14 protein-coding genes are annotated in these 15,189 nt (G+C 67.7%); 8 read left to right on the forward strand and 6 right to left on the reverse strand.

The genetic code is table 11. The features are described 5' to 3' along the window. Window positions 1-8 precede the first annotated feature (8 nt). Window positions 9-1,142, reverse strand: a complete 1,134-nt coding sequence (locus A5790_RS20090; RefSeq protein ID WP_066848169.1) for an AI-2E family transporter — start codon at window positions 1,140-1,142, stop codon at window positions 9-11. Window positions 1,143-1,217: 75 nt separating this feature from the next. Here A5790_RS20090 and A5790_RS20095 point away from each other — a divergent pair, with 75 nt between their 5' ends. From A5790_RS20095 to A5790_RS20105, 3 genes are read left to right on the forward strand one after another with little or no spacing between them, the layout of a single operon-like run. After that, window positions 1,218-2,279: a TIGR00374 family protein gene (locus A5790_RS20095; protein WP_066848174.1), complete on the forward strand. Its 1,062-nt coding sequence runs from the start codon at window positions 1,218-1,220 to the stop codon at window positions 2,277-2,279. Then, on the forward strand, window positions 2,264-3,514 hold the full coding sequence (locus tag A5790_RS20100) for a M23 family metallopeptidase (RefSeq protein WP_082961804.1): 1,251 nt from the start codon (window positions 2,264-2,266) through the stop codon (window positions 3,512-3,514). The genes A5790_RS20095 and A5790_RS20100 overlap by 16 nt, the downstream gene beginning before the upstream one ends. Continuing rightward, window positions 3,501-3,878: a DUF3054 domain-containing protein gene (locus A5790_RS20105; protein ID WP_066848176.1), complete on the forward strand. Its 378-nt coding sequence runs from the start codon at window positions 3,501-3,503 to the stop codon at window positions 3,876-3,878. The genes A5790_RS20100 and A5790_RS20105 overlap by 14 nt, the downstream gene beginning before the upstream one ends. Window positions 3,879-3,962: 84 nt before the next feature. Here the strand turns inward: A5790_RS20105 and A5790_RS20110 are convergent, their stop codons facing one another. Then, window positions 3,963-4,337 carry a heme-binding protein gene (locus A5790_RS20110; RefSeq protein ID WP_066848178.1) on the reverse strand — a complete coding sequence of 125 codons (375 nt, stop codon included), beginning with the start codon at window positions 4,335-4,337 and terminating at the stop codon, window positions 3,963-3,965. A 190-nt stretch (window positions 4,338-4,527) separates the two neighbouring features. Continuing rightward, window positions 4,528-5,103, reverse strand: a complete 576-nt coding sequence (locus tag A5790_RS20115) for a hemophore (protein ID WP_082961805.1) — start codon at window positions 5,101-5,103, stop codon at window positions 4,528-4,530. Window positions 5,104-5,440: 337 nt separating this feature from the next. On the opposite strand from A5790_RS20115, the gene A5790_RS20120 reads away from it, so the two are divergent. Genes A5790_RS20120 through A5790_RS20130 form a run of 3 tightly spaced genes read left to right on the forward strand, consistent with a single transcriptional unit; the run spans window position 5,441 to window position 9,286 of the window. Next, entirely contained in the window at window positions 5,441-8,347 is a 2,907-nt protein-coding gene (locus A5790_RS20120; RefSeq protein ID WP_066848179.1) for an MMPL family transporter, read from the forward strand. Beyond that, entirely contained in the window at window positions 8,344-8,865 is a 522-nt protein-coding gene (locus A5790_RS20125) for a hypothetical protein (RefSeq protein WP_066848182.1), read from the forward strand. The genes A5790_RS20120 and A5790_RS20125 overlap by 4 nt, the downstream gene beginning before the upstream one ends. Window positions 8,866-8,890: 25 nt before the next feature. Further along, the gene (locus tag A5790_RS20130; RefSeq protein WP_066848191.1) at window positions 8,891-9,286 is read left to right on the forward strand and encodes a CoA-binding protein; all 396 of its coding nucleotides are present in this window, start codon (window positions 8,891-8,893) and stop codon (window positions 9,284-9,286) included. Window positions 9,287-9,291: 5 nt separating this feature from the next. Here A5790_RS20130 and A5790_RS20135 read toward each other — a convergent pair whose 3' ends face one another. Next, window positions 9,292-9,981, reverse strand: coding sequence for a hypothetical protein (locus A5790_RS20135; protein ID WP_066848193.1), 690 nt, complete (start codon window positions 9,979-9,981; stop codon window positions 9,292-9,294). Continuing rightward, window positions 9,978-10,568, reverse strand: a complete 591-nt coding sequence (locus tag A5790_RS20140) for a hypothetical protein (RefSeq protein ID WP_066848195.1) — start codon at window positions 10,566-10,568, stop codon at window positions 9,978-9,980. Before A5790_RS20140 ends, A5790_RS20135 begins: the two co-directional genes overlap by 4 nt. A gap of 122 nt (window positions 10,569-10,690) precedes the next feature. Between A5790_RS20140 and A5790_RS20145 the strand changes: the two genes are divergently transcribed. Continuing rightward, the gene (locus tag A5790_RS20145) at window positions 10,691-12,004 is read left to right on the forward strand and encodes a glycosyltransferase (RefSeq protein WP_156656463.1); all 1,314 of its coding nucleotides are present in this window, start codon (window positions 10,691-10,693) and stop codon (window positions 12,002-12,004) included. Beyond that, window positions 12,001-13,992 (forward strand): M13 family metallopeptidase, encoded by a 1,992-nt coding sequence (locus A5790_RS20150; protein WP_066848197.1) that lies wholly within the window; start codon window positions 12,001-12,003, stop codon window positions 13,990-13,992. The genes A5790_RS20145 and A5790_RS20150 overlap by 4 nt, the downstream gene beginning before the upstream one ends. Before the next feature lie 53 nt (window positions 13,993-14,045). Here A5790_RS20150 and A5790_RS20155 read toward each other — a convergent pair whose 3' ends face one another. Then, window positions 14,046-15,116, reverse strand: a complete 1,071-nt coding sequence (locus A5790_RS20155) for a L,D-transpeptidase (RefSeq protein WP_066848199.1) — start codon at window positions 15,114-15,116, stop codon at window positions 14,046-14,048. Window positions 15,117-15,189 lie beyond the last annotated feature (73 nt).

The raw sequence follows: 15,189 nt of genomic DNA on the forward strand, positions 1-15,189 counted from the left end.
GCGAAAGTTCAGTCGACGTCGTCGCTTTCGGCCTTGACCAACGGACCCTCGTCGGCTTCGAGGGCTTCCGTCTCGGCGTCGGGATCCCGCGCCGTCAGCACCCGCACGGCGCTGTTGAGGAACGCCAACACCGGCACCGCCAGAAGCGCGCCCACGATTCCGGCCAGCACACCGCCGCCCGCGATCACCAACACGATCGCGAGCGGATGAATGGACACGGCGCGGCCCATCACCAACGGCTGCAGTACGTGGCCTTCCAGCTGCTGTACCGCGATGACCAAACCGAGCGTGATCAGCGCGTAGATGAAACCTTTGGCGATCAGCGCGACGACCACCGCGAGCGCACCGGCGATCACGGCGCCGACCAGCGGGATGAACGCGCCGAGGAACACCAGCGAGGCCAGCGGCAACGCCAGCGGCACACCCATGATCGCCAGGCCAGTGCCGATGCCGACGGCGTCGACGAGCGCGACCAGGAAGGTGGCACGCACGTATCCGATCAACGAATGGAAACCGGCCTTGCCCGCCTCACGCACCCGGTCACGGACGTGGACCGGGAAGATCTGGGTGACGAACGCGAAGATGTTGCGGCCGCCCTGCAGCAGGAAGATCAGCGTGAACAACACCAGCACGGCACCGGTCACGATCTCGGTGACCGTGCCCGCCGTTGACAGCGCGCCCGTCGTCACCCGTTCCTGGTTGTTCTGAAGGGCCTCGATCGCGGCGTTGCCCGCGTTGTCGATCTGATCCCGGCTCAGATGTAGCGGGCCGTCGATCAACCAGTTGCGCATACCGTCGATGCTGCGGCTGACCTGCTGGGTCAGCTCGGGAGCGCCCTCGATGAACTGGGTGACGACGAACGACATGATCCCGCCGACCACGGCGAACCCGCTGAGCAACATCAGCGCCACCGCCCCGGCCCGGGGCGCCCCACGCCGGTCGAGGAAGTCCACCGCCGGCATCAGCAGGGCCGCCAGGATCGTCGCCAGCGCGACCGGTACGACGATGATCTCCAGCCGCTTGAACACCCACAGCAGGGCGACGACGGCGGCGAGGATGACGAGCAGCCGCCACGACCAGGCTGCCCCTTTGCGAACGAGAGGTGAGACGGACTCGTCATCAACAGATGGGGCCCCAGGCATCCCGATAGCGTAACGGCCTGCCACTTGCAGCGACGGATCTCTCGAAACCGCAGCACCACGCCTTACCCTTACTCCGTGGCACACGACGCGCCTGCGAGTGCAGCCCACAGCCAAGGGCGCACCCTCCGCGGCAAGTACTGGTGGCTGCGGTGGGCCGTCCTCGCCGTGGCGGTCGTCGTGCTCAGCGTCGAACTCGGATTGGTGTGGGATCAGCTCGCCAAGGCGTGGCACAGCCTCTATACCGCACAGTGGTGGTGGGTGCTGGTGGCGGTGGGTACCGCGCTGGCGTCGATGCACTTCTTCGGCGACATCCAGCGCAAGCTGTTGCGATCCGCGGGAGTGCCTGTGCGCCAATGGCGTTCGCAGGCCGCGTTCTATGCGGGCAACTCCCTGAGCACGACGCTTCCCGGCGGACCGGTTTTGTCGGCGACGTTCATCTACCGCCAGCAGCGGCTCTGGGGCGCAACGCCGGTGATCGCCTCCTGGCAGCTGGTGATGTCGGGCGCGCTGCAGGTGATCAGCCTGGCGTTGCTGGGGTTGGGCAGCGCGTTCTTTCTCGGCGCCAAGCACAACCCGTTCTCGCTGATCTTCACGCTGGCCGGGTTCATCATGCTGATCGTGCTGGCGCAGGCGGTGGCCTCGCGACCCGATCTGCTCGACGGCATCGGGGTGCGGGTGCTGTCGTGGGTGAACTACGTGCGCGCCAAACCCGCCCACAACGGGCTGACCAAATGGCGTGAGACCCTGGCTCAGCTCGAGTCGGTCAAGCTGAGCAGGCGCCAGCTCGGCGTCGCGTCCACCTGGTCGATGTTCACCCTGATCACCGGCGTGGGCACGCTGCTGTTCGCCTGTTACGCGGCCGGCGGGCGCCCGTCGTTACTCGGGGTCATCGTGGCCTACGTCGCCGCCCGCGCGGTCGGCTCGATCCCCCTCATGCCCGGCGGGTTGCTGGTGGTCGAGGCGGTGCTGGTGCCTGGCCTGGTGTCGAGCGGAATGACACTGGCCTCAGCGATCTCGGCGATGCTGATCTACCGGCTCATCAGCTGGATCTTCATCGCCGCGATCGGATGGGTGGTGTTCTTCTTCATGTTCCGCACCGACACCGACGTCGACCCCGACGCATGCGACCGGCAGTAGCCGCTCTCGGCGTCGCGGCGCTGATCGCCGCTTGTTCGCAGGGCACCGACCCTCCCGCCGCGACGTCGCCCGCCGAATCGTCGCCCCAGACCACGACGGCATCGACGGCGCCGGGACCGCTGCGAGGTCCCGCCCCGTCGGTGGCCACCCCGATCGTCGGCGACGCCATCAGCCAGCCCGTGCCGGTACTCGCCACCGACGGCAGGAAACATCTGGTCTACGAGGTCAGCCTGACCAACACGCTGCCGCACCCGGTGACCCTGAAGTCGATCACCGTGCTGGACCGCGATGTCGCCCTGCTCGACCTCGAAGGCGACCAATTGGCGCAATGGACCCGGATCATCGGAACACCAAGCCCCACAACGGCAATCGGTCCCGCACAGACGGCGGTGGTCTGGTTCGACGTCGCGCTCGACGAGGACGTGCAGACGCCGAGTCGGTTGACACACGCCGTCGCGCTGTCGAATCCCGACCCGCAGGATCCACTGTTTCCCGCCGACCAGACCGTCGACATCGCCCCTGTCGAAGTTCAACCCCGCGAACCCGTCGTCCTCCGGCCCCCGTTGAGAGGAGCCGGTTGGGTCGACGCAGGCGGATGCTGCGGCACCAGCGCCCACCGCACGGCGCTCAACCCGATCAACGGCCGCCTATGGGCCGCAGAACGATTCGCGATCGACTACGTCCAGCTCGACCCCGACGGACGCCTGATCACCGGCGACCCGTCGAAGCCCGAGAGCTTCGCCTTCTTCGGCGCCGACATCCACGCAGTCCGTGACGGGCGGGTGGTCTCGGTGCTCGACGGCCTGCCCGAGCAGGTGCCCGGCCGCAACCCGACCGGACTACCGCTGAACCAGTACGCCGGCAACCACGTCGTACAAGACCTCGGCGACGGGAACTACGCGCTGTACGCGCATATCAAGACCGGGACCGTCGCGGTCAAACCCGGTGACCGACTGACTGCGGGACAGGTACTCGGAGAGGTCGGCAACACCGGCAATTCCACGGCGCCACACCTGCACTTCCACGTCATGAGCTCACCGGACCCGTTGGGCTCCAACGGATTGCCGTTCGTGTTCGACGACTTCCGGGTCGATGCGCGAATGGTCGACGATGACGACGTCAACGGACCCCTTTTTGAGGGTGAAGCCGCGAAGCTTCAGCCCGGCTTCACCGCTCGTGACGAAAAGAACGCCATGCCATTGGAACTGGACGTGATGACCTATGCCGATCGATAGCTCCGAACAGACCCGGACCGCCCTGACGGCGCTGGCCACCGACGTCGCCTGCCTGATCGTGTTCGCCGCGATCGGACGGCGCAGCCACGACGAGGGTCTGAATCTCGTCGGCATCGCCGAGACCGCGTGGCCGTTCGTCTCGGGCGCCCTCGCCGGCTGGGTGCTGTCGCTGGGGTGGCGACGGCCGTATTCGCTGATCCCGACGGGTCTTGCGGTATGGGTGGGCACCATCGTGGTGGGCATGCTGCTGCGTAAGCTGACGTCTGCCGGTGTGGCGCCGAGTTTCATTGTGGTGGCCTCGATCTCGACCGCCGTGCTGTTACTCGGCTGGCGCGCGGCCATTCACGTCATGATTCGCCGCTGACACCGCCCTGGTCGCGCGCAGACCCCGGGCCCCGGCCGCGGGAGAAACGGCCGAGGACGGCCCGGGGGTCAGGCGGACGCCGGCCTAGCTGTCGGCGAGACCGTCACCGTTGGTGTCGCCGCAGCGGTTCTTGATGTCGACCAGCGGCTGGCGGATCCCCGTCAGGTCGGCCTTGATCTGAGGATTGGCGTTCAAGTACTCCTGCACCTTGCCCCGGACCTCTTCGCGCGGCAGGCCCTCGAGGCTGGTGAAGAACCAGTTGACGTCCGGATGGGTGAACAGGTACGCCGACGTCGACGCCGAGACGCCGGAGGCCACACCGGCGAGATCGGCCGCGGTGCAGTTGGGCGGCTCCGCGGCAGCGAGCGGCGTCGCACCGAGGAACATCGCACCGGCGATCGCGCCGGTGCCGACCGCGCCAGCAACCGCACGACGCGCAGAACGGGCCGAGAGAAACATGGGTGAGCTCCTTCATCGGAAGTGGGGTGGCCGTAACCATGGTGGTTAGCGACGTCTACCAACTGGGACCAACGAAGAAAAGCTAAGCAGAATGTCCGCAGACTTTCTTGCCTTGCGGTCAACGAGTCGCCGAAAACTCGAAATCCGCAGCTGAAAGTGCCCGCGGCGGGTGGCTATGCGTCGTTTCGGGTCAGGGCAGGCCCGCGATGGCCGACGACGGTGCGTGCGAGTTGCCCTGCGAAACCGGTGACGCCCCATGCGGTTGGGCCGTGGCCCCCGGCGCGGTCAGCGGCGGCGTCTTCGCGGTCGGCGCCCCCGCCGGCAAACCCGCCGGAAGACCTGCGCCTTGCTGCTGCGCGGCCTGCATCAGCCCCATCACCTGGGGCAGCGTGAGCGGAAGTTTGCACTTACCCGACAGGCTGGCCAGCGGCTGCTGCAGCTGCTGCAAGTCCTCGGCGACCTCGGGGTTGGCGTCGAAGTACGCCTTCAGCGCGCCCAGCGACTGCGGCCCGGCCTGCTGTTTGGAGATCGTCGTCAACGCCTGGTTGGTCTGCGGATGCGCGTCGAGGTAGTCACCGGTCGAGGTGGCGACGTCGCCGATCGTCCTGGCGACCTCGCTGGCCGCGCACGGGTCCTTGGCGGCGGTCGCCGACGGAGCAGACGACAGGGCCGGCAAAACCAGCGCGGCCGACACGGCCCCGCCCGCGACGGAGGCAGCGACGATGCCAACGGCGCGGCGACGCATCAGCCCGGTGGTCGTTTTCATGACAACTCCTAACGATTCGCAGACGATCTCGACAGGTCCGCAAATGCTCTCGCGATGGACGGCAATCAGTCCCCGACGCCGAAAACGGCCGAGCCACATCCTGCCACCGGTCGCCTCACCCCCGCCAATCCAGCGGGGCCAACGGCCTCGATGCGCACGGGTGGCGTAACGCCGTTCGGCTTGGTCGCGAGAACGAATTGGGACATCGTGAGGCGTTGCTGCGGATCGCTCAGGCAGTATGGGAGCAGGCCGAAGCGACCGGCACCTTACCGCAGGTTGTTGTACGCTTCGGCTACGAAACGCCGGGGAGAAAGCGGGGGATCCAATCCAGCAATTCATGTTGCGCTTGAGTAGCAAACTGCGCAGATATCGCTGGGCGGTTTTCGCCGTATGGGTGCTCTTGCTCGTCCCGTCGATCTGGCTGGCGCTCAACCAGTCGAGCCACCTCACCGGTGGCGGCTTCGAGGTCGAAGGATCCCAGTCGCTGCGCGTGCAGCGCGAACTCGAAGAGCACTTCCCCGACCAGGGCGCCTCACCGCTGGCGCTGGTCGCCGCACCGCGCGCAGATGCCTCGTACGAGGACATGAACGCCGCCGTCGCACACCTGGAACGCCTGGCCGCCGAGGTGCCCAGCGTGAAGATCGCTCCGAACCCGCAACAGCCCCCGCCGCAGCCCGATCGGCCCTACGTCATCACGCTGCAGCTGGACTTCGACAACACCGGCGCGGTCGACGTCGCCAAACAATTGCGTCAGAAGGTCGGGATCGACGGCGAGGACCCCGGCGAGATCGAGAACGGCAGGGTCAAGCTGTACGTCATCGGCCAGGGCGCTCTGGGCGCGGCCGCGACACAGGCCACCAAACACGACATCGCCCAGGCGGAGCGGTGGAACCTGCCGATCGTCCTGATCGTCCTGCTCGCGGTGTTCGGGTCGCTGGCCGCCGCGGCCGTGCCGCTGGTGCTCGGCGTCTGCACCGTCGCGGTGACGATGGGGCTCGTCTACCTGCTGTCGATGTTCACCACGATGTCGGTGTTCGTGACGTCGACGGTGTCGATGTTCGGCATCGCGCTGGCGATCGACTACTCGCTGTTCATCCTCATGCGTTACCGGGAGGAGCTGCGCGCCGGGCGCGAGCCGGATCAGGCAGTCGACGCCGCGATGGCCACATCGGGGCTTGCGGTGACGCTCTCCGGGCTGACGGTCATCGCGTCGGTCACCGGCATCTACCTCATCCAGACGCCCGTGCTGGTCTCGATGGCCACCGGCGCCATCCTCGCGGTCGCGGTGGCCGTGCTCACCTCCACGACGCTGACGCCGGCAGTGCTCGCGACATTCGGCCGGTCTGCTGCGCGACGCTCGTCGTACCTGCATTGGTCGAGACGCCCCGAAGCCACCCAGTCACGGTTCTGGACGCGGTGGACCGGTTGGGTGATGCGCAGGCCGTGGCTGTCGGCGATGGCCGCCGCCGCGCTGCTGATCGCGCTGGCCGCGCCCGCGTTCTCGATGATGCTCGGCAATAGCATGCAGCGTCAGTTCGAGCCGACCCACGAGATCCGCGGCGGCGTCAACGCCGCGGCCGAGGCACTCGGCCCCGGAGCCCTGGGCCCGGTCCGGGTGCTGGTGGCCTTCCCCGACGGCAACGCCGCTTCGGCACCCGCCAAGGAACCGCTGCTCGACGCGATTCGCCAGCGCATGGCGCAGGGCCCGAACGTGGTGTCGGTGAGCCCGCCGTCGTTCGGCGAGGACTACCGGCACGCGCTGCTGTCGGCGGTGCTGTCGGTCGACCCCGAGGACATGGGCGCGCGCGAGACGATCGACTGGATGCGCGCGGAGTTGCCGTCGACGCCCGGCACCGAGAATGTGCGGATCGACGTCGGCGGTCCGACCGCGCTGATCAAGGATTTCGACGACCGGGTCTCCGTCACTCAGCCCCTCGTGTTCCTCTTCGTGGCGTTGATCGCATTCCTGATGCTGCTCATCGCGATCCGCTCGGTGGTCCTGGCGCTCAAGGGCGTCCTGATGACCGTGCTGTCGGTGGCCGCCGCCTACGGCAGCCTGGTGGCGGTGTTCCAGTGGGGCTGGCTCGAAGACCTGGGTTTCGACCGGATTTCGTCGCTGGACAGCACGATCCCGCCGCTGGTCCTGGCGATGACGTTCGGCCTGTCCATGGATTACGAGATCTTCCTGCTCACCCGCATCCGTGAGCGCTTCCTGCTGACCCGCAACACGCGCGACGCGGTGGCCTACGGCGTGAGCACCAGCGCTCGGACCATCACCAGCGCCGCGCTCATCATGATCGCGGTGTTCATCGGGTTCGCGTTCGCGGGCATGCCGCTGGTCGCTCAGCTGGGGGTGGCCTGCGCGGTGGCGATCGCGGTGGACGCGACGGTCGTTCGGCTGGTCCTGGTACCGGCTCTGATGGCCATGTTCGACGAGTGGAACTGGTGGCTGCCGCACTGGCTGGCCCGCATCCTGCCGTCGGTGGATTTCGAGAAGCCCCTGCCCAAGGTGGACACCCCCGATCTGATCATCATCCCCGACGACCTCTCGTCGCTGGGACCGAAGGGCTCCGAGCTACGCACCGTCGTCAAGTCGGCGGCGAAGTTGAAAACCCTTGTACCGCAAGCTGTCACGGTCGCCGATCCGCTGGCGTTCAGCGGCTGCAGCCCGGACGCGCCGACCACGAAGATGCGCAGCATCGGTCGGCTCAACGCCGGGCACCGCAGCGGCGGCGGAGGTACCGCGTTGGCCACCGCCCCGCCCCCGGTGCATCCGGTGACGATGTGGCGGGGCCGGTTGGCGGTGGCCCTGGACGCGCTGGAGACCGCATCGGAGTGCGAGCACGCCACGATGGAGCGGCGCAGCCCGATGGAAACCACCAACGTCCAACTGCCGACCGGCGACCGGCTGCAGATCCCGACGGGCGCGGAGACGCTGCGGCTGAAGGGTTACCTCATCATGTGCCGCAACACCACACGCGACTACGCGGAATTCGCCGATCTGGTCGAGTGCATGGACGCGCGCACGGCGGCGGAAGTGTTGAGCACAATGGACCGGTACTACTCTGGTTCACAGTCAAGAAAGCAGTGGGTGGCGACTCAGCTGGTGCGCCGACTGGCCGACCCTGCGCCTTCGGACGAGCACGACACCCGGATGTCCGGTCCGGAGGCGGAGGCCGAGTGGGCAAAAGTTCGAGAGCGCTGCCTTTCGGTGGCGGTCGCGATGCTGGAGGAGGCGAGGTGACGGTGACTCCCGACATCCGGGATACCCGCCGCCGAGAGGCTGTCTCCGCGGAGCAGAGCACGAGGCCGCCCGCGACGCAGTCCGTCGACGAGCGCCCGGTCGAATTCTGGCCGACCGCGGCCATCCGCGCGGCCCTGGAGACCGATGACCTCGCCGTCTGGCAACGCATCGTCGCGGCGATCAAGCGGGACCCGTTCGGCCGTACCGCGCGTCAGGTCGAGGAAGTCCTCGAGACCGCGCGGCCATACGGCGTGTCCAAGGCGTTGGCCGAGGTGCTCACCCGCACGCGCGAACATCTGGAGGCCAACGAGCGCGCGGAGGTGGCCCGTCACATCCAGGCACTGTTGGAGCACTCCGGGCTGGGACATCAGGAGTTCGCATCGCGGATCGGCGTGCCCCCCGATGAGTTCGCGTCCTTCCTCAGCGGCCAGACGAGCCCGTCGGCGGCGTTGATGGTGCGGATGAAGCGGCTGTCCGAGCGGTTCGCCCGGATGCGTTCGAGCCGACCCAACGGTTGACGGACCCGTTGGGTATACGCCGGGAATGGACCTCGAACAGATTCTGCGGGAGACCCGCACGGTGGCGATCGTCGGCGCGTCGCCGAACCCCGACCGAGCCAGCCACGAGATCTGGACCTACCTCAAGGCGACCACCGACTACGACCTGTTTCTGGTCAATCCGACCGTCAGCGACATCGAGGGCACCCCGGTCTACCCGTCGCTGGCCGATCTGCCGGTCGTGCCCGACCTCGTCGACGTGTTCCGCAGGCGTGAACACCTGCCAGAGGTGCTGCAGGACACCATCGCCGTCGGGGCCAAGGTGCTGTGGCTGCAACTCGGCCTGTGGGACGAGCAGGTGGCCCGTGACGGCGAGGCGGCCGGATTACAGGTCGTGATGGACCGCTGCATCAAGGTCGACCACGCCCGGCTGCTCCGCTAGCCCCTTCACCGCACGTGGATCGGCGACACGTTGTCGACCAACCACCGGCCGTCGGTCTTGGACAACGTGACCCGCAGCGCCAGCACCGCGGTGTCCGCCGGTTTCCCCGGCGAACTCTGCGTGGCGTGCAATATCACCGCGACGCTGGCGGCGTTCGGGCCGATCGCCTCGACGCCCGCCGAGACGGTACTGGCCTGGGCCGACACATTGCGGTTCGCCAAATCCTTTGCCACCGTGGCGAACTCATTCTTGAATGCATCAGCGCGTTCCGGAGACATCATGGCCGCCGCCCGGTCGATCGACGCCGTCGGACTCTGCGGGGTGAACGTCGCCGACGCTTCGGCCACACTGCTGGCGATGCCGACGACCTCGGTGCTGTCGTTGCGCAGCGCGCGATCGGGCACCGTCCACTTCAGATAGCCGACGAGCACCGCGGCCACCACCGCCGCCGTCGCGACAGCGACCACTGCCAGCCGCAGGCCAGGACCATCGTCGTCGGTGCCGACCGTCACCGCGTCGCGGCGCGCCAGCACCACGTTGACCACCACGCCTTGGACGATCAACAAGCACAGCACCGAGCAGACCGAAACCCACCACAGCGGCCACGCCAGCGCGATGCCGATGTACACCAGCGCCGCGATCGCGGCCAGCGGAGGCGCCACGTCGAACGCGGCGACCCGCAAGACGTTCCTCATCGGATCGGCTCCAAGCGCGAGACCATCAGCGTGCCGTCCACATCGGAGACGTCGAGCCGCAGATTCCAGCGCACCGTCCTGGGCTCTTCCCCGCCCACGTTCTCGCTGACCGATGTCGCCACCACCATGACGGTGTCGGTGCGCGACGCGAACTCCGAGATCTCGGGTTGGGGTCGGCGCGGCGGCGCCCCGTCCGGGCCGGGCGGCGGGTGATAGATCGACTCGACGGCAACCGAGTCGATCTGCCCGCTGGTGCGCGACTGCAGGGTCTGCACGAGCCTGCGGTACGGCTCGACGGCCGCGTCGAAGTCCGCGTTCAGTTGGCCGACGGTGCCTTCGTGCAGCCGGACCATGTCGGCCTGCACGGTGTCCTTGTTCATGTTGATCAGCACGTTGGTCCAGTCGACCGCGGTCTGCATGACGCGGGCGCGGTAACGCAACTCGTCAGTGTGGTCGTGGTGCTGGGTCCAGATCAGGGCGGCCAGCGCGACCGCCACCACCGCGACCAGTCCCAGTACCGCCGATGCGATGCCGTACTTGGTGAAGACGGAACCGTCCTCGACTGCGGTGGGCTCGTCCTCGGGCATGCGCGTGAGGGTACCGGTCTGTGGGCCGGACGCCGGTGAGCGGTCAATGTCACACCCGCCGGGTGCTGGAGATTCGAGAAGACGGGTATGCAGGCTTGCGACCGGTGAAGTGAAAGGGATGCGTGGCCCACTATCTGATTGCCGCCAGCCCGATCCCCGGGCATGTCATGCCACTGCTGCACGTCGGCGCCGACCTGCGAGAGCGCGGTCACCGCGTGACCGTGCTGACGGGCGCCGAATACGAAGGTGCGGTCCTCGAGCGGGGGCTGGGGGTGCTGGAGCTGCCCGATGCGGCTCGGCCGAAGCGAGATGACAGCGGCTTGTGTGGTCTACCCGGGTTGCTCGACCGCTGGTATCGAGGGCGCGCCGAGATGCGCTCGGTGTTCATCGAGCCACTGGCTGCGCAGTATTGGTCGTTGCGTAAGACGCTTCAGCGCGACGACTTCGACGCGGTGCTGTGCGATGTCGCCTTCACCGGCGCCCTGCCGCTGTTGACCGGCCACCGGCCGCGGCCGTGGATTCTCGTGTGCGGGGTCGGCCCGTTGACCCTGTCGAGCGCAGACGCTCCACCGTTCGGGACCGCGTGGGCGCCGCGTTCGAACACCAACTACGAACCGATGACCTGGGTGACGCACCGGGTGCTGTTCGGCGACGTCCGTGCCGACTTGAACGCCGCGCTCGCCGCCGTCGGCGCTCCGCCGTCTCCGGTGTTCCTGACGGACTGGCCTGTGCTCGCCGACCGGCTTCTGCAGTTCACGGTGCCGTCGCTGGAGTATCCCCGCAGCGATCTGCCCGCGAACGTCTCCTACACCGGCCCGGTGATACCGAAACCCGCCGCTCAGAAGCGGGGACTGCCGTGGGATCCGGCCGGCGAATCGCGCACGGTCGTCCATGTCAGCCAGGGCACGTGGGACAACGACGACCTCGACGCGCTCGTCGTGCCCACGGTCGAGGCGCTCGCCGACCGCGAAGATCTGCTGGTGGTGGCGACGACCGGGCGCGACGGGCGCACGACGCTTCCCTGCCCCGTGCCCGCCAACGCGCGGATCACCGACTTCCTGCCCTATGCCGAACTCCTGCCGCACGTCGACGTGATGATCACCAACGGGGGATACGGTGGCGTGCATCAGGCGCTCTCGCACGGCATCCCGCTGATCGTCGCGGGCGGTTCGGCCGACAAACCGGAGGTCGCCGCCCGCGTGGGCTACGCGCGGGCCGGCATCAACCTGGGCACCTCACGGCCCGGCCGCGCCGAGATCGTCGGCGCGCTCGACGCGGTCCTCGGCACCGGCGCCTACCGCGCCGCGGCGCGCCGGTTGAGCCGCGAGATCCGCGGGGAGAACGCCTTCGACCGCATCGCCGAAGCGCTGGCGGGTCTGGCGGTGCCGCAGCGGCCAGGGGAGCCGGCCGCGCGTTCTGGCACCCTGGTGGGGTGACGGTAGAAGCAATCAGATCCGGCATCGACCTCAGCTACGTCGACGCCGACGCCCGCCCCCAAGACGATCTGTTCGGCCACGTGAACGGCCGCTGGCTGACCGAGTACGAGATGCCCGGCGACCGAGCCACCGACGGTGCGTTCCGCTTGCTGTACGACCGCGCCGAGGAACACGTGCGTGATTTGATCACCGAGGCGGCGGCGTCGAACGCGGAGACGGGCACCGACCAGCAGCGCATCGGCGATCTGTACGCCAGCTTCATGGACGAGCAGGCCGTCGCCGCGCGGGGTGTGCAACCGCTGCTCGAGGAATTGGCGGCGATCGACGCTGCCGACTCCCCCGAGGCGCTGGCGCGCGTGCTCGGCGCGTTGCAGCGCACCGGAATCGGCGGCGGAACCGGCGTCTACGTCGATACCGACTCCAAGGACTCGACCCGCTACCTGCTGCACCTGACCCAGTCGGGCCTGGGCCTGCCCGACGAGTCGTACTACCGCGACGAACAGCACGCCGAAATCCTCGCCGCATATCCGCAGCACATCACGGTGATGTTCGAGTTGGTGTACGGCGCAGGCGATCACGCCGAAACCGCCGCACGGATCGTGGCGTTGGAGACCAAGCTGGCCGCCGCGCATTGGGACGTCGTCAAGCGGCGGGACGCCGACCTCACCTACAACCTGCGCGCCTTCGCCGACCTGCCGGCCGAAGCGCCGGGCTTTGACTGGTCCGGCTGGGTGTCCGGACTGGGCACCGACGTTTTCGGGGACCGCAGCTGGCCGGACGAAGTCGTTGTGCGACAGCCCGACTACCTCACCGCGTTCGCCGCCGAGTGGTCCGGCGGGGACCTGGAAAACTGGAAAAGCTGGCTGCGCTGGCGTGTCATCCATGCCCGCGCCTTCCTGCTGACCGACGACCTCGTCGCCGAGGACTTCGCGTTCTACGGCCGCAGGCTCTCGGGCACCGAGCAGATCCGCGACCGGTGGAAGCGCGCTGTGTCGGTGGTGGAAGGCCTGCTGGGCGACGCGGTCGGAAAGCTCTACGTCGAGCGGCATTTCCCGCCGCACGCCAAGGAGCGGATGGACGAGCTCGTGGACAACGTCCGCGAGGCCTACCGCGTGAGCATCAACTCGCTGGATTGGATGACGCCGCAGACGCGGGAGAAGGCGCTGGCCAAGCTCGACAAGTTCACGCCGAAGATCGGATATCCGAAGAAGTGGCGGGACTATTCGGGCCTGGTGATCGAGCGCGACGACCTCTACGGCAATTACCGTCGCGGCTACGCGTTCGAGTATGAGCGGGAGCTACGCAAGCTCGGCGGGCCCGTCGACCGCGACGAGTGGTTCATGACGCCACAGACCGTAAACGCCTACTACAACCCCGGCATGAACGAGATCGTCTTCCCCGCAGCGATTTTGCAGCCGCCCTTCTTCGACGCCGACGCCGACGACGCCGCCAACTACGGTGGCATCGGTGCGGTCATCGGCCACGAGATCGGGCACGGATTCGACGATCAGGGCGCCAAGTACGACGGTGACGGCAACCTGGTCGACTGGTGGACCGACGAGGACCGCACCGAGTTCGGCGCGCGCACAAAGAAGTTGATCGAGCAGTACGACGAGTACGTGCCCCGCCAGTTGAGCAACGGGCACCACGTGAACGGCGCGTTCACCGTCGGCGAGAACATCGGCGACCTCGGCGGGCTGTCGATCGCGCTGCTGGCCTACCGGCTGTCGCTGAAGGGTGAGCCCGCGCCGGTCCTCGACGGGTTGACCGGGGAGCAGCGGGTGTTCTTCGGCTGGGCTCAGGTCTGGCGGACGAAATCTCGTGACGCCGAAGCGATCCGGCGTCTCGCGATCGACCCGCACTCACCGCCGGAGTTCCGCTGCAACGGCGTCATCCGCAATATGGATGCGTTCTACGAGGCGTTCGACGTCACCGAGGACGACAAGCTCTACCTGGAACCCGAACAGCGAGTACACATCTGGAACTAGGGATTTCGGTGTAGTTGGTCGCGCTCACCGCGACCAACTACACCCAAACCGCCTTAGAACATCTGCCAGTCGGACGCGCCGTCGGGCTGGTTGTAGATACCGGTCGAGTTCTTGATCACCACGGCGTCACCGCTGCCGAAGTTGTCGAAGAACCACTTCGCGTTGGCCGGGCTCAGGTTGATACAGCCGTGGCTGACGTTGCTCTCGCCCTGTGAACCGACCGACCATGGGGCGCTGTGCACGAAGACACCGCTGTTGTCGATGCGCACCGCGTCCTTCACCTTGAGCTTGTAGCCCTCGGGTGAGTCCACGGGCACGCCGTACGTCGACGAGTCCATCACGATGTCGGCGAACTTCTCGAGCACGTAATAGGTGCCGTTCTTGGTGTCGTGGCCCTTCTTGCCCATCGACACCGGGAACGTCTTCTCCAGTTCCCCGTTGCGGTGGATCTGCATCTGCAGCGAGTCGTTGTCGATGGTCGCGACGAGCTGCTCGGGCACGGTGAAGCTGGACTTGGTGCCCGACGCGTCGATGTTGACCTTCGTGCCCGCGGGCCAGAAGTCCTGTGGACGCCACCGAACCTGGGTGTCACTGGTCCAGTAGAACCGGCCGGGAACGGGCGGCACCGACGAGATGTGAATCGCGTCCTCGGCCATCTTGCGGTTGGCGATCGGCCGCTGGAAGTTGATGTAGATCGGCTTGGCGGCGCCGACGATCGAACCGTTGGTCGGGTTGAAGGACGGCGGCGCGAACACCGGTGCGCCGACATACGGCGTCGGATTCTGTCCGGCCGGGGTGCCCTCCGGAATCGGCTGCTGCTGAGCCAGCGGATCGGGCGGGGCGAAGAACGGGTTCGACGGCGGCGGAGGCGGCGGAGCCTCGGCAGCCGGGGCCGGTGGCGCCGGTGGCGCTGGTGCGGCGAAGGGGTCCGCCGGTGGGGGCGGCGGCGGCGGAAATACCGGCGCGGGTGGCGGTGCCGCGGCGACAGCCGGATCGACCGGCGCCGGCGGTGGTGGCGGCGGAACACCCGGCTGAGCGAGCGCTGACGGGCTCGCGAGCATCCCCCCTACGACGCTCGCCGCCGCTATCGCAGTGAGCAGCCGACTGCGCTTTACCCTGCGCATACACAACCTCCCAATCGCAGAACTCCAACCAGTGTGGCATAACGCCCCGGGCGTCCCCGGCCATCGGCGGGCC

Source organism: Mycobacterium sp. 852002-51152_SCH6134967 (assembly GCF_001667105.1).
GTDB lineage: Bacteria > Actinomycetota > Actinomycetes > Mycobacteriales > Mycobacteriaceae > Mycobacterium > Mycobacterium neumannii_A.